This window comes from Duganella sp. HH101 (assembly GCF_001758795.1).
GTDB classification, from domain to species: Bacteria; Pseudomonadota; Gammaproteobacteria; order Burkholderiales; family Burkholderiaceae_D; genus Rugamonas; species Rugamonas rivuli.
The window spans coordinates 1-16,111 of record NZ_LRON01000022.1 but is presented as its reverse complement, the minus strand read 5'-3'; the positions used below and the strand labels follow the sequence as shown (position 1 = coordinate 16,111).

Below are 16,111 nucleotides of genomic sequence, written 5' to 3'. Positions count from 1 at the left end.
GGCCGCGGCGGCCCGCCCCTTTCCGCATTATCTGGCGTAGCGCTTGATGCGGGCGATTACCAGCTCGGGCAAGGCGGTGATCTGCTTGGCGTGGTTGGCAAAGACAATCTGCTGGCGCCCTACCGAGACCGGCTTGTCGTCGGCATAAAACCGGAACTCCAGCCAAAACGAGCACTTTTTGACGTCATATGCATTCAACTCGCAGCGAATCTCCTGGAATGGGAAAGTCTCCCGCAGGTAGTCCTGCTCGGCGTGCCTGGTGATGAACACGCCGTCGTTTTGCAGCATATCGCGCGAGATGCAATCGAAGAACCACTTTTCACGGCAGATTCCCTGCCACTCGAAGTAGCGGGCGAAGTAGGTGTTGCCGTAGGCGTTGGAATCCTTCAGATAGATCGTCAGGGCGTGGGTAAAAGTCTGCTTGGCGTTGACGGCGGTCGCAGTGGAGAGTGCGGACATTTCTACTTCGGTGGCGTGCAGCAGCATGAGAATTCCCCTATCAGTGAGTTGGACCGTCCCGGCCTGCGGCCGGGTACGTTTGCCCGCAAGCCGGGCAGAAACACTTAAAGCGGGTTTGTCCTGCGCTTGTTTGATTTAACGCAAATAGTTAATCGATAGCCAAGCGAGCTAGATCAACACACGCAATACTGCTGACTACCATCCAAAGTCCGTGGAAAAAGCGCATGCATTCCCTATTGCCCGCCGTGGTTTCCCTGCTGTTCCTGTGCTACGGCGCTTACGTGCTGCATTCGCGCGGGGTGAGCCGCATCAGCCTGACCTTCTTCCTGCTGTGCGCGACCACGTTTTGCTGGCAGTTCACCTGGGCCGTGCTATTCCAGATCAATAACGAGGACGAGGCGCTGGCGCTGGCCAAGCTGGGCTATCTGCTGATCCTGTTCGTGCCGACCACGCTGTACCATTTCATCGCCGAGCTGACGGCCCAGCGCAGCGAGCGCCGCTGGGTGAACCTGTCCTATGTAACGGCCGGCCTGCTGGGCGTCATCATGCTGAGCACGGACTGGGTGATCGCCGGGCTGTATCCGTATTTCTTCGGCTTTTATCCCAAGGCGGGGCCGCTGCACCCGCTGCACCTGGCGCAGACCGGCCTGGTCGTGGGGCGCGGCCTGTGGCTGCTGTACCAGCGGCAGCAGCTGGCCGTCTCGACCGAGAAGACCCGGCTGCGCTACTGCCTGGTCAGCCTGCTGATCTATTTCTTCGCCGCGGTCGACTACCTGTGCAACTACGGCGTGCAGTTCTACCCGCCCGGCGTGCTGTTCGTCGCGGCCGGCCTGGGGGTGATCGCCCAGGCCATGGTGCGGCACAACCTGCTGGCGGACCCGATGGAGGTGGCCGCCACCATCGCCCACGAGATGCGCACCCCGCTGGCGACCATCCGCAACCAGTCGCGGGTGCTGGCCAAGTGCCTGCCGGACTTGCTGGCCGGCTACCAGAGCGCGGTGGAGCACCGGCATATCGAGCCGCTGCTGCAGCCGGCGCAGCTGAATTACCTCAGCAAGCTGACCCAGCATATCGACGCTGAAATCAGCCGCTCCAATTTCATCGTCGACATGATGCTGGCCTCGGCCCGGGCGGGCACGCTGAACCGCAGCGATTTCGCCGACCATTCGATCAAGAAATGCGTCGAAGAAGCCCTGGCCTGCTATCCGTTTGAAAGTTCGATGCGCGACAAGGTCGTGGTGAAAGCCGCCGAAGACTTCACGTTCTTCGGGTCGGATGTATTGCTGGTCTACGTTTTATACAATCTGTTTAAAAACGCGCTGCATGCGATTAAATCGGCGGGGCGGGGAGATGTGGAAATTGCGTTCTTCACCAACGGCAATAGCAAGCAATTATTAATAACCGACACCGGCTCGGGCATACCGGACGATGTATTGCCGCACGTATTCGAGCCGTTTTACAGCACCCGGCATAATGGCGGCGGCACGGGAATGGGATTGGCTTTTTGCCAGAGGGTTATTACCGCATTTGGCGGCAAGATACATTGCGAATCCCGCGCCGGGCATTACACCAGATTTTCTTTATTTTTTCCGCAAAAACCAACCCTGGCGACCGGCCGGGATATGGATTAGCTGACGCCGACTTCCTCGCCGCTGATTTTCTCCAGATCAGTTTCATCGCCTAAAACATAAATCTTTTGTTCCCGCAGCACCTGGAGAATAAACGGCTGCTGCTCGCGCAGGCGGCGTTTAAAGTCCGGGATCGAATACAGATTGGGATTGATTTTACGGCGCAGCAGCCGTTCGGCGACCGGCAGGCGGGATAATAATTCGCCATAGCTGGTGTTATCGCCGATGAGCATTAATTCCACCGGCGTATCCATGCCCTCATGTTCCTTGGCCGTCGCGCCATAAACAAACGCCACATTCAGCACATGTTGCAGCGGCGCCAGTGCCGAATTCAAGACGCTGACCAGGCCGAAAGTTTTCTTGACCAGGTTGCTTAATTCCCCGAATACGATGCATTCCTTGTTGGGTTTAAAACGACGCACGTTGCCGATCCGCTCGGACACGATGACGCCCGACTCATGCAGGCGCTTGAGCTCGCGCTGGGCCGAGGCGCTGCCCAAACCGGTCAGGCGCATGATCTCATTCAAGTGGAATCCTTGATTGACACGTACAAATAGCAAGCCCAGCAGCTTTTGCTGGGCAGGGGTGAAGAGTGCTTGAGCGATCATGAGCCAAATCTTAGCATGAACACACCACTGACTGGCATGTTTAACGTAGGGTTTTCAGATCGGCTTGCATCTGAGAAGTCATGAGCCCGGCTTCACGCCGGCCAGCGAGCGATATGAGCGAATCGGTGCCGGGGATGCCGCCGGCCATGCGCCAGACGGCGCCATCGCCGCTGTTGCGACGAGCGGGCATGCCATGACTTACCAGACCAGGACAAGGCGATAGATTAACCCCGTCCGCCATTATTTAAAGCAGCGAGCAGACGCCGATAAATTATTCTGTTCCTGGCGCTCTATTCACCGTCCCTGGTCTTTTTAAATATATCAAGGTCGGCGCAGATTAATACGGCGAATCGAATTAATAAACGGCGGCGGAAATAAAAAAACGGCACCCGAAGGTGCCGTTTTTATTTTGCGGGACTAAAGCTGAATTACGCTTCGCCGTCGTGTGGAATAACCGTTTCGGTCACTTCCACATCGCCGCTGGACATCGAGGCTTTCTCGGCCAGCAGCAGAGCTTGACGCTCTTCCACTTCCCACTGCTCTTTCTCTTTACGAGCGCGGTGGAATGCCAGACCGGTGCCGCCTGGAATCAGACGACCAACGATGACGTTTTCTTTCAGACCACGCAGACCATCGCGTTTGCCCATAATCGCGGCTTCGGTCAGAACGCGGGTGGTTTCCTGGAACGATGCGGCCGAGATAAACGAATCGGTCGACAGCGATGCCTTGGTAATACCCAGCAGAACGTTTTCATAAGTCGCAGGGATCTTATTCTCTGCGGTGACGCGATCGTTCTCGTCCAGCAGTTCCGAACGCTCAACCTGCTCGCCAACGATGTAGTTGGTGTCGCCGGCATTGACGATCTGTACGCGACGCAGCATCTGACGCACGATCACTTCGATGTGCTTGTCGTTAATCTTCACGCCCTGCAGACGGTACACGTCCTGCACTTCGTCAACGATGTAACGCGCCAGCGCTTCGATACCCAGCAGACGCAGAATGTCTTGCGGATCGGCTGGGCCGTCCACGATCATCTCGCCCTTGTTCACTACCTGGCCGTCGTGTACCAGCACTTGCTTGTCCTTGGTGATCAGGAACTCATGCTTGTTGCCGTCCATGTCCGTGATTTCCAGACGCTGCTTGCCTTTGGTTTCTTTACCGAATGCAACAGTACCGGTCACTTCCGCCAGCATACCCGCATCTTTCGGCGAGCGAGCTTCGAACAGTTCGGCAACGCGCGGCAGACCACCGGTAATATCGCGAGTCTTCTGCGATTCGGTCGGGATACGTGCCAGCACTTCACCGACGGACACTGCCTGGCCATCTTTCACCATGATCAGCGCGCCGACCTGGAAACCGATCGCCACAGCGTGTTCGGTACCGGCGATCTTCACTTCGTGGCCATCTTCGTTCAACAGTTTGACCTGTGGACGCAGGGTTTTGGTCAGCGAACCGCGACGCTTGGCATCGATTACCACCAGGGTCGACAGACCGGTCACTTCGTCCACCTGACGGGCAACGGTCACGCCTTCTTCGACGTTCTCGAAACGCACCGTACCGGCGTACTCGGTAATGATCGGACGGGTCAGCGGATCCCAGGTTGCCAGGGCCGTACCGGCCTTGATCACCATGCCGTCTTTGACGATCAGGGTCGCGCCGTACGGCACTTTGTGACGCTCGCGCTCACGGCCGTGGTCGTCGGTAATCAGCACTTCGCCCGAACGGGAAATGACGATTTGCGCGCCCTTGCCGTTGGTAACGTAACGCATGGTCGAGGTGAAGCGGATGGTACCGTTCGACTTCGCTTCCACCGACGATGCCACTGCCGCACGCGACGCCGCACCACCGATGTGGAAGGTACGCATGGTCAGCTGGGTACCTGGTTCACCGATCGACTGCGCAGCGACCACACCGACGGCTTCGCCGGCGTTGACCAGCATGCCGCGGCCCAGATCGCGACCGTAGCACTTGGCGCACAGGCCGAAGCGCGTGTCGCAAGTCAGCGGGGTACGGACCTTGACTTCATCGATCGACAGACGCTCGATCTCTTCCACCATGTCTTCGTCCATCAGGGTGCCAGCTTCGTACAGCGTAGCCTGGGTTTCCGGATTGACGACGTCGTTGACCACCACGCGGCCGAGGATACGGTCGCGCAGGGCTTCGATCACTTCACCACCTTCGACCATCGCCTTCATCAGCGTGCCGTTCGAGGTGCCGCAATCGTCTTCGATGACGACCAGATCCTGGGTCACGTCGACCAGACGACGGGTCAAGTAACCCGAGTTCGCGGTTTTCAGTGCCGTATCCGCCAGACCTTTACGAGCGCCGTGGGTCGAGATGAAGTACTGCAACACGTTCAGGCCTTCGCGGAAGTTCGCGGTAATCGGCGTTTCGATAATCGAACCGTCCGGTTTCGCCATCAGACCACGCATACCTGCCAGCTGGCGAATCTGCGCTGCGGAACCGCGGGCGCCCGAGTCGGCCATCATGTAAATCGCGTTGAAGGATTCCTGGGTGGACTTGGTGCCGTCACGCTTGATGACGTCTTCCACTTTCAGCTGGTCCATCATGGCCTTGCCGACTTCATCGGAGGTCTTGCCCCAGATGTCGACCACTTTGTTGTAACGCTCGCCAGCCGTCACCAGACCCGAAGCGTACTGCTGCTCGATCTGTTTGACTTCGGACTCTGCGGCCGAAATCAGGGTGACTTTTTGAGGCGGTACCAGCATGTCGTCCACGCAGATCGAAATACCGGCGCGGGTCGCCAGGCGGAAGCCCGACTGCATCAGCTGGTCAGCAAACACCACCGTCGCGCGCAGGCCGCACTTACGGAAGGACGTGTTGATCAGCTTGGAAATCTCTTTCTTCTTCAGCGCGCGGTTCAGCACGGAGAATGGCAGGCCTTTCGGCAGGATTTCCGACAGGATGGCGCGGCCGACCGTGGTCTCGTAACGGGTCACGGTGCGAACGAATTCGCCCGTCGCTGGATCTTTTGGATTCTCAACGATACGTACGGTGATACGGGTGGTCAGTTCCACTTCCTTGTTGTCGTAGGCACGGATGACTTCCGACACGTCGGGGAACAGCATGCCTTCGTTTTTCGCATTGATCGCTTCGCGGGTCGCGTAGTACAGACCCAGCACGATATCCTGCGAAGGAACGATCGATGGTTCGCCGTTCGACGGGAACAGGATGTTGTTCGAAGCCAGCATCAGCGTGCGGGCTTCCATCTGTGCCTCGATCGACAGCGGAACGTGGACTGCCATCTGGTCGCCGTCGAAGTCGGCGTTGAATGCCGCGCAGACCAGCGGGTGCAGCTGGATCGCCTTGCCTTCAATCAGGACCGGCTCGAAAGCCTGGATACCCAGACGGTGCAGCGTAGGCGCACGGTTCAGCATGATCGGGTGTTCGCGGATCACGTCTTCCAGGATGTCCCAGACGACCGGTTCCTGGATCTCGACCAGCTTCTTGGCGGCCTTGATCGTGGTAGCCAGGCCCATCAGTTCCAGCTTGTTGAAGATGAACGGCTTGAACAGTTCCAGCGCCATCAGCTTCGGCAGACCGCACTGGTGCAGTTTCAGCTGCGGACCCACCACGATGACCGAACGGCCCGAGTAGTCGACGCGCTTACCCAGCAAGTTCTGACGGAAGCGGCCGCCCTTACCCTTGATCATCTCGGCCAGCGATTTCAGCGGACGCTTGTTGGCGCCGGTCATCGCTTTGCCGCGACGGCCGTTGTCCAGCAGCGAATCGACCGCTTCTTGCAGCATGCGCTTTTCGTTGCGCGTGATGATCTCTGGAGCGCGCAGCTCCATCAGGCGTTTCAGACGGTTGTTACGGTTGATGACGCGGCGATACAGATCGTTCAGATCCGAGGTCGCGAAGCGGCCACCGTCCAGCGGTACCAGCGGACGCAGTTCCGGCGGCAGCACCGGCAGCACTTCCATGATCATCCACTCAGGCTTGATGCCCGAACGTTGGAACGCTTCCAGCACTTTCAGGCGCTTGGCGTATTTCTTGATCTTGGCTTCGGACTTCGATTCCTTCAGTTCCACGCGCAGGGTTTCGGCATCGCGGTGGATGTCGATCGAGCGCAGCAGTTCGCGGATACCTTCAGCGCCCATGAAGGCGGTGAAGTCGTCGCCGTACTCTTCGTACTTGGCGGCGTAGTCGTCTTCCGACATGATCTGGCACTTCTTCAGCGGGGTCATGCCTGGATCGGTCACGACGTATGCTTCGAAATACAGCACGCGTTCGATGTCCCGCAGGGTCATGTCCAGCACCATGCCCAGACGGGATGGCAGCGACTTCAGGAACCAGATGTGGGCGGTAGGCGAAGCGAGCTCGATGTGGCCCATGCGCTCGCGGCGCACCTTGGCCAGCGTGACTTCGACGCCGCACTTTTCGCAGATCACGCCGCGGTGTTTCAGACGCTTGTACTTGCCGCACAGGCATTCGTAGTCCTTGATCGGGCCAAAGATCTTGGCGCAGAACAGACCGTCGCGCTCAGGCTTGAAGGTACGATAGTTGATGGTTTCCGGCTTTTTAACTTCGCCGTAGGACCACGAACGGATTTTTTCAGGCGAAGCGAGACCGATCTTGATCGCGTCAAAAGTCTCGTTCGTCTGTACTTGCTTGAATAAATCGAGCAGTGCTTTCATGTATCACTCCAGGTAGTGATGAATTCTTTAAACTGCCCCGCCGGCAACGACCGGCGGGGCCCGTGCTTGTGAAGGTAAAGCCGAAGCCTTAGTTGCGTTCCAGGTCGATATCGATACCCAGGGAACGGATCTCTTTCACCAGCACGTTGAACGATTCAGGCATACCGGCGTCGATCACGTGGTCGCCTTTGACCAGGTTTTCGTACACTTTGGTACGGCCGTTCACGTCATCCGACTTAACGGTCAACATCTCTTGCAGCACATACGATGCGCCGTATGCTTCCAGTGCCCACACCTCCATCTCACCGAAGCGCTGGCCGCCGAACTGGGCTTTACCGCCCAGTGGCTGCTGCGTTACCAGCGAGTATGGACCGGTCGAACGCGCGTGCATCTTGTCGTCGACCAAGTGGTGCAGTTTCAGCATGTGCATCACGCCGACAGTGACCTTGCGCTCGAACGCTTCGCCGGTGCGGCCGTCGTACATCGTGACCTGATTCTTCGACGGCGTCATGCCCAGCTTGTGAGCGATGTCGTCCGGGTAGGCCAGGTCCAGCATGCGGCGGATTTCCGATTCGTGCGCGCCGTCGAACACCGGCGTGGCGAACGGAACACCCTTCTTCAGGTTGTTCGCCAGCTTCATGATCTCTTCGTCGTCGAACTGGTCCAGATCTTCCGGACGGCCGTTTTCGTTGTAGATCACGGTCAGATACTTGCGCATCTCTTCGGCTTTGGTGTGCACGGCCAGCATTTCGCCGATACGGATACCCAGGCCCTTGGCTGCCCAACCCAGGTGGGTCTCGAGAATCTGACCCACGTTCATACGGGAAGGAACACCCAGCGGGTTCAGCACCACGTCGGCCGGCGTACCGTCGGCCATGTATGGCATGTCTTCCACCGGCACGATACGGGAAACCACACCCTTGTTACCGTGGCGACCCGCCATCTTGTCGCCCGACTGCAGGCGGCGCTTGACGGCCAGATACACTTTGACCATCTTCTGCACGCCAGGTTGCAGTTCATCGCCCTGGGTCAGCTTCTTGCGCTTCTCTTCGAAGGCCAGGTCGAACTGGTGGCGCTTCTCGTTGATCGATTCCTTGATCGCTTCCAGCGCGGTAGCCGATGCGTCTTCCGCAGGGCGGATGTCGAACCAGTGGTACTTGTCCAGATCCGCCAGGTATTCCTTGGTGATCTTGGCGCCCTTGGCCAGCTTCTTCGGACCGCCGTTGACGACTTGGCCGATCAGCATTTTTTCCAGACGCTGGAAGGCATCGCCTTCAACGATACGCATCTGGTCGTTCAAATCCAGGCGGAAACGCTTCAGTTCATCGTCGATGATCTGTTGCGCGCGCTTGTCGCGAACGATGCCTTCACGGGTGAAGACCTGGACGTCGATCACGGTGCCGATCATGCCCGACGGCACGCGCAGCGAGGTGTCTTTGACGTCCGATGCTTTTTCGCCGAAGATCGCGCGCAGCAGCTTCTCTTCCGGAGTCAGCTGGGTTTCGCCTTTAGGCGTTACCTTGCCGACCAGGGTGTCGCCTGCCTGCACTTCCGCGCCGATGTAGACGATACCGGACTCATCCAGACGAGCCAGCTGGTTCTCAGCCAGGTTCGAGATGTCGCGGGTGATTTCTTCCGCGCCCAGCTTGGTATCGCGTGCGACGACGGACAGCTCTTCGATGTGAATCGAGGTGTAGCGGTCGTCTTTAACAACGTTTTCCGAGATCAGGATCGAATCTTCGAAGTTCAGACCATTCCATGGCATGAAGGCCACGGTCATGTTCTGGCCCAGAGCCAGCTCGCCCAGGTCGGTCGATGCGCCGTCGGCGATCACGTCGCGCTTGGCCACACGGTCGCCCACCTTGACGATAGGACGCTGGTTGATGTTGGTGTTCTGGTTCGAACGGGTGTACTTGATCAGGTTGTAGATGTCGACACCGACTTCGCCGGCGGTTGCTTCGTCATCGTTCACGCGAATCACGACACGGCCCGCATCGATGTAGTCGACGATACCGCCGCGCAGCGCCTGCACGGTGGTGCCCGAGTCGACTGCCACGGTGCGTTCGATGCCGGTACCGACCAGTGCCTTCTCCGGGCGCAGGCAAGGTACGGCCTGACGCTGCATGTTGGCACCCATCAATGCGCGGTTCGCATCATCGTGTTCGAGGAATGGGATCAGCGACGCTGCGACGGAAACGATCTGGCCCGGCGCCACGTCCATGTACTGGATGCGCTCCGGGGATACCAGGATGGTTTCGCCGGCTTCACGGGCCGATACCAGCTCATCGCTCAGCATGCCTTCGTTGTTGATGGTCGCATTCGCCTGGGCGATGATGTAGCGGCCTTCTTCGATGGCGGACAGGTAGTCGATCTGGTCGGTGATCTTGGAGCCTTCGACCTTGCGGTACGGGGTTTCCAGGAAGCCGTATTCGTTCAGGCGGGCGTACAGCGCCAGCGAGTTGATCAGGCCGATGTTCGGGCCTTCAGGCGTTTCGATCGGGCACACGCGGCCGTAGTGGGTCGGGTGCACGTCTCGTACTTCAAAGCCTGCGCGTTCGCGGGTCAGACCGCCAGGGCCCAGGGCGGAAACACGGCGTTTGTGCGTGATTTCCGACAGCGGGTTGGTCTGGTCCATAAACTGCGACAGCTGGGACGAACCGAAGAACTCGCGGATTGCGGCCGAGATCGGCTTCGAGTTGATCAGGTCGTGCGGCATCAGGTTGTCCGCTTCGGCCTGGCCGAGGCGTTCCTTGACGGCGCGCTCAACGCGCACCAGGCCGGCGCGGAACTGGTTCTCGGCCAGTTCGCCGACGCAACGTACGCGACGGTTGCCCAGGTGATCGATATCGTCGACTTCGCCGCGGCCATTGCGCAGTTCCACCAGGATCTTGATCACGGCCAGCACGTCTTCGTTCGACAGCGTCATGGCGCCGGTCAGTTCATCGCGGCCGATGCGGCGGTTGAACTTCATGCGGCCCACGGCCGACAGGTCGTAACGGTCGGCGCTGTAGAACAGGCCGTTGAACAGCGCTTCGACGGAATCTTCCGTTGGCGGTTCGCCAGGACGCATCATGCGGTAGATCGCGACACGGGCGGCCATCTGGTCGGCGGTGTCGTCGATGCGCAGGGTTTGCGAAATGTAGGCGCCCTGGTCCAGATCGTTGGTGTACAGGGTCTGGATTTCGGAGATGTTGGCTTCGCGCAGGCGGCCCAACACGTCTTCGGTCAGCTCATCGTTGGCGGACGCGACAACTTCGCCGGTCTCGGGATCGACGATGTTCTTGGCCAGCACGCGGCCCAGCAGGTAGTCTTCCGGCACCGAGATGTGCTTGATGCCGTTCGATTCGATATCGCGCACGTGCTTGGCGTTGATACGCTTGTCCTTCAGGACCAGCGTCTTGCCTTCCTTGTTGACGATGTCGAAACGCGCGACTTCGCCACGCAGGCGTTCGGCGACGAATTCCATTTCCGCGCCTTCGGAGCGCAGGTTGAAATTGTCGAACACGAAGAAGTTCGCCAGGATCTGCTCGTGCGACATGCCGATCGCTTTCAGCAGTATCGTCACTGGCATCTTGCGGCGGCGGTCGACGCGGAAGAACAGGATGTCTTTCGGGTCGAACTCGAAGTCCAGCCACGAACCGCGGTAAGGAATGATACGCGCGGAGAACAGCAGTTTGCCCGAGGAGTGGGTCTTGCCGCGGTCGTGCTCGAAGAACACGCCAGGCGAGCGATGCAGCTGCGAAACGATAACGCGCTCGGTACCATTGATGACGAACGAACCGGTGGTGGTCATCAGGGGCAGTTCGCCCATGTAGACTTCCTGTTCCTTCATCTCTTTGACGACCGGCTTGGTCGGCGATTCCTTGTCCAGGATCACCAGACGGACCTTGGCGCGCAGCGGCGACGCGAAGGTCAGGCCACGCAGTTGGCATTCCTTGACGTCAAAGGCAGGATCGCCCAGGACGTACGACAGGAATTCGAGACGCGCAAAGCCATTGTGCGAAACGATAGGGAAAATCGAGGTAAAGGCCGACTGCAGGCCGTCGTTCTTGCGTGTCGACGGTGCTACGTCTTCTTGCAAGAAACTATGGTAGGACTCGAGCTGGGTAGCCAGCAGGAACGGAACGTGGTGAACGTTGGCGCGCTTCGCGAATGATTTGCGAATGCGTTTCTTCTCAGTAAATGAGTAGTGCATGGACACTCCGTGAGTGACAGAAAGGATAAAAAATTCAGGTTTTGCCAGTGCGTTTTTAGCCACTTCAGCAACAAGATCGGCTGCATGTCACACAGACGAAACCTGAAACTTCTACCATTTCCAGCTGATTCGATAAAACTGCGGCGTCGGACAAAACGCTACAAATACGACGAGGACGACAAAGGAGCCAAAGCCGGATTTCCTCCCTTTCGGGAGGAAATCCGCAGCTTTGGCTCGAGGCGCTAACTAACTAGCCGCCGTACAACTTGATTACTTCAGGTCGGCCTTGGCGCCAGCTTCTTCCAGCTTCTTCTTAGCGGCTTCAGCGTCAGCTTTCGACAGGGCTTCTTTAACGGTCTTAGGAGCGCCGTCAACCACGTCTTTGGCTTCTTTCAGGCCCAGACCGGTGATTTCGCGAACTGCTTTAATTACGCCAACTTTGTTCGCGCCGACTTCGGTCAGAACAACGTTGAATTCGGTCTGCTCTTCAGCAGCAGCAACAGCTGCGCCGCCAGCTGCTGGAGCAGCCATTGCAGCGGCCGAAACGCCGAATTTTTCTTCGAAAGCTTTGACCAGTTCGTTCAGGTCCATTACGGACATTTCGCTAACTGCGTTCAGGATGTCGTCTTTGCTAATTGCCATTTGAAACTCCAATAATTTTTTGATTCGTTAATACATCAGATTGGTACTTGAGAAAAAAACCGGCTGCAGCGATTAGGCTGCTGCTGGTGCTTCTTCTGCGGCCACTTCGGCAACAGCTGGAGCACCTTCGGATTTTTTCGCTGCCAGAGCAGCCAGACCACGTGCAAAGCCCGACACCGGAGCCAGCATAACGCCCAACAGCTGCGAAATGAGAACTTCACGGGAAGGAATGCTCGCCAACGCTGCAACAGCTGCTTTATCCAGCTGCTTGCCTGCGTAGTTACCTGCGGTGATGACCAGTTTGTCGTTGGTTTTAGCGAAGTCAGCGATGACTTTAGCTGCTGCAACGGCATCGTCCGAGATCGAGTAGATCAACGGACCGGTCATGCTGTCTGCCAGGCTGGCGAACTGCGTGCCTTCGACGGAGCGACGTGCGAGGGTGTTTTTCAACACTCGCAGGTACACGCCTTGAGCGCGCGCTTTAGCACGAAGTTGCGTCAAGTGAGCAACCTGGATGCCACGATATTCGGCCACGACGATAGTTTGCGCAGTTGCTACTTTTGCGGAAACTTCGGCGACGACGGCCTTTTTGTCATTCAGATTGAGACCCACGGTCAACCTCCTTAAATGATGACGGGCAAACTGCCTGCCATCGGTTCGAACAACGGCGTCCGAGGTTTAGGAGTCCAATGGACTACGAAACTTGATCGGGTACACCATCTGCGTTGGGTGAAAAATTCAATTAACTAGTTGCCTACCTGATGCGCCCGGCCCAACGGTCTTTGATTGCCTGGCCGTTTCCGAAGAAACGACCAGCCCAAAGAACTGCCCCATACCGCTCAAAGGCGATACAAGGACTTAAACTGGTACTTAAGCAGCCAGGGTAGCCTGGTCAACACGGACGCCAGCGCCCATGGTCGACGACAGCGATACCTTGCGCAGGTAGACACCCTTGCTGGTAGCTGGCTTAGCTTTGTTCAGTGCGTCGATCAGGGCAACCAGGTTGCTCTTCAGATCTGCGTCAGCGAACGATTTGCGGCCGATGGTCGCGTGGATGATACCGGCTTTGTCGGTACGGTACTGAACTTGACCGGCTTTCGCGTTTTTCACGGCGGTAGCGACGTCAGGGGTTACGGTGCCGACTTTCGGGTTAGGCATCAGGCCGCGTGGGCCCAGGATCTGGCCCAGGGTACCAACGATACGCATGGTGTCTGGCGAAGCGATGACGATATCGAAAGGCATGTCGCCGGCTTTGACGCGCTCGGCCAGGTCTTCCATACCAACAACGTCAGCGCCTGCAGCTTTAGCGGCTTCGGCTTTGTCGCCCGAAGCGAACACAGCAACGCGAACGGTCTTGCCGGTGCCAGCTGGCAGCACGACGGAACCGCGAACGACCTGGTCCGACTTCTTAGGGTCTACGCCCAGTTGTACAGACACGTCGATCGATTCATTGAACTTGGCGGTAGCCAGTTCTTTGATCAGAGCGACTGCGTTGTCGAATGCGTAGGACTTGGTGCTATCGACTTTAGCTTTGATAGCTTTTGCGCGTTTGGACAGTTTTGCCATGATTACAGACCTTCCACCGTGATGCCCATCGAACGTGCGGAACCAGCGATGGTGCGTACAGCAGCATCCAGGTCGGCAGCGGTCAGATCAGGGGTTTTCAATTTAGCGATTTCTTCAGCTTGAGCGCGGGTCAGCTTACCGACTTTGTCGGTATGTGGCTTCGGCGAACCTTTGACAACGCCCGAGTGTTTCTTGATCAGGAAGGTTGCTGGAGGCGTCTTCATCACGAAGGTGAAGGACTTGTCAGCGAACGCGGTGATCACGACCGGGATAGGCATGCCTGGTTCCATACCTTGGGTCTGCGCGTTGAACGCTTTGCAGAATTCCATGATGTTCAGACCGCGTTGACCCAGAGCTGGACCGATCGGTGGGGATGGGTTTGCTTTACCAGCTGGCACTTGCAGCTTGATAAAACCAATGATTTTCTTTGCCATGATGGCTCCTATCTTGGATATGAGTAGTAGCGCCCCACCATGCGCATTTGCAGGGCGGGGCTCCTCTTTGCCAGATTTGTCAGGTTTTTACACCGTCGCCCGTTCTGGCGAACGGTGCTGCTTATACTTTTTCGACCTGGCCGAACTCAAGTTCCACCGGAGTAGCGCGGCCGAAGATCGTGACCGAGACGCGTACCTTGGATTTCTCGTAATTGACTTCTTCGACATTGCCGTTGAAATCGGTGAACGGGCCATCCTTGATGCGGACTTGCTCGCCCACTTCGTACAGCACTTTCGGCCGTGGCTTCTCGACACCCTCTTGCATCTGCTGCATGATCTTGTCGATCTCGCGCGCTGGAATCGGGGTCGGCTTGTTCGATTTGCCGCCGATGAAGCCGGTCACTTTATTGGTGTTTTTCACCAAGTGCCACGTTTCGTCGGTCATTTCCATCTCAACCAGGACATAACCTGGGAAGAAACGACGTTCGGTAACGGACTTTTGACCGTTCTTGACTTCGACAACTTCTTCGGTCGGCACCAGGATCTGGCCGAACTGGTCCTGCATGCCGGCGCGTTCGACGCGTTCCGTCAATGCACGCTGGACGCTTTTCTCCATGCCGGAATACGCATGCACAACGTACCAGCGCTTGTTGCTGACTGGGACGCTGATAGGCGCTGCGCCAGCATCTTGTGCCGGAACTTCGCCCGGCACGTCGTCTTGCACATTTTCGCTCATTATTTTCGTATACCCAGAATGACGTCGTACAACAGGAACTCGAGTGTCTTATCCGTGCCCCACAGGAACAGCGCCATCACCAGCACGAAGGCAAACACGATGCCCGTGATCTGGGTAGCTTCGCGACGAGTAGGCCAGACGACCTTTTTCGTTTCGCGTACGGCTTCTTTGGCGAAATTCAGGAATTCACGGCCAGTCGTCGAGGTCCACAAGAGCAGAACGGCAAAAGCCAAACCAGCTACAAGTGCGCCTGCGCGTACGAGAGCTGGTTTGTCTGACAGGTAATAAAACCCGACCACACCTGCGATTGCAACGGCTATTGCCAGAGCAACCTTAATCTTGTCATTCGACGTGCTGACGGTCTGCACGGATTGATTTGACATTTATATTTACTTTCGGTGCCCTGCACCTGAAAACGGTGGCAGGGACGGAGGGCATCGAACCCCCAACCTTCGGTTTTGGAGACCGACGCTCTGCCAATTGAGCTACGTCCCTACGTAAAACTACAAAGGATATCGATTATACCACCAGAGACGCCCCTGGTGGTAAGACCAGTATTCCTTAAGCGATGATCTTCGCTACAACACCTGCACCAACGGTACGGCCGCCTTCGCGGATAGCGAAGCGCAGACCTTCTTCCATCGCGATCGGGTTGATCAGCTTGACGGTGATCGACACGTTATCGCCTGGCATAACCATTTCTTTGTCCGCTGGCAGTTCGATCGAACCGGTCACGTCAGTCGTACGGAAGTAGAACTGTGGACGATAGTTGTTGAAGAACGGAGTGTGACGGCCGCCTTCGTCTTTCGACAGAACATAGATCTCGCCGGTGAAGTGGTTGTGCGGCTTGATCGAGCCTGGCTTCGCCAGAACCTGACCACGCTGTACGTCTTCACGCTTGGTGCCGCGCAGCAGCAGACCAACGTTGTCGCCGGCTTGACCCTGGTCCAGCAGCTTGCGGAACATTTCCACGCCGGTGCAAGTGGTCTTGACGGTGTCGGTGATACCAACGATTTCGATCTCTTCGCCGACCTTGATGATGCCGCGCTCGATACGACCGGTAACAACGGTACCGCGACCCGAGATCGAGAACACGTCTTCAACTGGCATCAGGAAGGCGCCGTCCACTGCGCGCTCTGGCGTAGGGATGTAGGTGTCCAGTGCTTCAGCCAGGGCCATGAT

12 protein-coding genes and 1 tRNA gene are annotated in these 16,111 nt (G+C 57.5%); 1 reads left to right on the top strand and 12 read right to left on the bottom strand.

The window, feature by feature from the left end; translation table 11 throughout:
* Window positions 1-27: 27 nt before the first annotated feature.
* A complete protein-coding gene (locus DUGA2_RS26195; protein WP_070272345.1) occupies window positions 28-486 on the bottom strand; it encodes a thioesterase family protein in 459 nt (152 codons plus the stop codon).
* A gap of 197 nt (window positions 487-683) precedes the next feature.
* Between DUGA2_RS26195 and DUGA2_RS26190 the strand changes: the two genes are divergently transcribed.
* Window positions 684-2,090, top strand: coding sequence for a sensor histidine kinase (locus DUGA2_RS26190; RefSeq protein WP_070272344.1), 1,407 nt, complete (start codon window positions 684-686; stop codon window positions 2,088-2,090).
* Here the strand turns inward: DUGA2_RS26190 and DUGA2_RS26185 are convergent.
* The 11 genes from DUGA2_RS26185 to DUGA2_RS26135 all read right to left on the bottom strand — a co-directional run.
* The gene (locus DUGA2_RS26185; RefSeq protein ID WP_070272343.1) at window positions 2,087-2,695 is read right to left on the bottom strand and encodes a transcriptional regulator; all 609 of its coding nucleotides are present in this window, start codon (window positions 2,693-2,695) and stop codon (window positions 2,087-2,089) included. The genes DUGA2_RS26190 and DUGA2_RS26185 overlap by 4 nt on opposite strands.
* A 428-nt stretch (window positions 2,696-3,123) precedes the next feature.
* Window positions 3,124-7,356: a DNA-directed RNA polymerase subunit beta' gene (gene rpoC, locus DUGA2_RS26180; protein WP_008444130.1), complete on the bottom strand. Its 4,233-nt coding sequence runs from the start codon at window positions 7,354-7,356 to the stop codon at window positions 3,124-3,126.
* Between the two features lie 88 nt (window positions 7,357-7,444).
* Window positions 7,445-11,551 (bottom strand): DNA-directed RNA polymerase subunit beta, encoded by a 4,107-nt coding sequence (gene rpoB / locus DUGA2_RS26175; RefSeq protein ID WP_070272342.1) that lies wholly within the window; start codon window positions 11,549-11,551, stop codon window positions 7,445-7,447.
* A gap of 270 nt (window positions 11,552-11,821) precedes the next feature.
* Window positions 11,822-12,193 carry a 50S ribosomal protein L7/L12 gene (gene rplL / locus DUGA2_RS26170; RefSeq protein ID WP_008444126.1) on the bottom strand — a complete coding sequence of 124 codons (372 nt, stop codon included), beginning with the start codon at window positions 12,191-12,193 and terminating at the stop codon, window positions 11,822-11,824.
* 72 nt (window positions 12,194-12,265) lie between these two features.
* Window positions 12,266-12,805 (bottom strand): 50S ribosomal protein L10, encoded by a 540-nt coding sequence (gene rplJ / locus DUGA2_RS26165; RefSeq protein WP_026334850.1) that lies wholly within the window; start codon window positions 12,803-12,805, stop codon window positions 12,266-12,268.
* A 258-nt stretch (window positions 12,806-13,063) separates the two neighbouring features.
* Window positions 13,064-13,759 (bottom strand): 50S ribosomal protein L1, encoded by a 696-nt coding sequence (gene rplA, locus DUGA2_RS26160; RefSeq protein WP_070272341.1) that lies wholly within the window; start codon window positions 13,757-13,759, stop codon window positions 13,064-13,066.
* Window positions 13,760-13,761: 2 nt separating this feature from the next.
* Window positions 13,762-14,193, bottom strand: coding sequence for a 50S ribosomal protein L11 (gene rplK / locus DUGA2_RS26155; protein WP_008444110.1), 432 nt, complete (start codon window positions 14,191-14,193; stop codon window positions 13,762-13,764).
* Window positions 14,194-14,314: 121 nt separating this feature from the next.
* Complete coding sequence (gene nusG, locus DUGA2_RS26150; RefSeq protein WP_008444109.1) at window positions 14,315-14,929, bottom strand: transcription termination/antitermination protein NusG; 615 nt, start codon at window positions 14,927-14,929, stop codon at window positions 14,315-14,317.
* Window positions 14,929-15,312: a preprotein translocase subunit SecE gene (gene secE, locus DUGA2_RS26145; RefSeq protein WP_008444107.1), complete on the bottom strand. Its 384-nt coding sequence runs from the start codon at window positions 15,310-15,312 to the stop codon at window positions 14,929-14,931. Before secE ends, nusG begins: the two co-directional genes overlap by 1 nt.
* A 36-nt stretch (window positions 15,313-15,348) precedes the next feature.
* Window positions 15,349-15,424 (bottom strand) — tRNA-Trp (locus tag DUGA2_RS26140).
* A gap of 66 nt (window positions 15,425-15,490) precedes the next feature.
* The coding region (locus tag DUGA2_RS26135; RefSeq protein ID WP_286162325.1) for an EF-Tu/IF-2/RF-3 family GTPase at window positions 15,491-16,111 on the bottom strand (621 nt) is incomplete at its 5' end.

Bases quoted from the DNA above. Each gene is read 5' to 3' on its own strand.
- DUGA2_RS26195 (WP_070272345.1), bottom strand. From the start codon at position 486: ATGCTGCTGCACGCCACCGAAGTAGAAATGTCCGCACTCTCCACTGCG.
- DUGA2_RS26190 (WP_070272344.1), top strand. From the start codon at position 684: ATGCATTCCCTATTGCCCGCCGTGGTTTCCCTGCTGTTCCTGTGCTAC.
- DUGA2_RS26185 (WP_070272343.1), bottom strand. From the start codon at position 2,695: ATGATCGCTCAAGCACTCTTCACCCCTGCCCAGCAAAAGCTGCTGGGC.
- rpoC (WP_008444130.1), bottom strand. From the start codon at position 7,356: ATGAAAGCACTGCTCGATTTATTCAAGCAAGTACAGACGAACGAGACT.
- rpoB (WP_070272342.1), bottom strand. From the start codon at position 11,551: ATGCACTACTCATTTACTGAGAAGAAACGCATTCGCAAATCATTCGCG.
- rplL (WP_008444126.1), bottom strand. From the start codon at position 12,193: ATGGCAATTAGCAAAGACGACATCCTGAACGCAGTTAGCGAAATGTCC.
- rplA (WP_070272341.1), bottom strand. From the start codon at position 13,759: ATGGCAAAACTGTCCAAACGCGCAAAAGCTATCAAAGCTAAAGTCGAT.
- rplK (WP_008444110.1), bottom strand. From the start codon at position 14,193: ATGGCAAAGAAAATCATTGGTTTTATCAAGCTGCAAGTGCCAGCTGGT.
- nusG (WP_008444109.1), bottom strand. From the start codon at position 14,929: ATGAGCGAAAATGTGCAAGACGACGTGCCGGGCGAAGTTCCGGCACAA.
- secE (WP_008444107.1), bottom strand. From the start codon at position 15,312: ATGTCAAATCAATCCGTGCAGACCGTCAGCACGTCGAATGACAAGATT.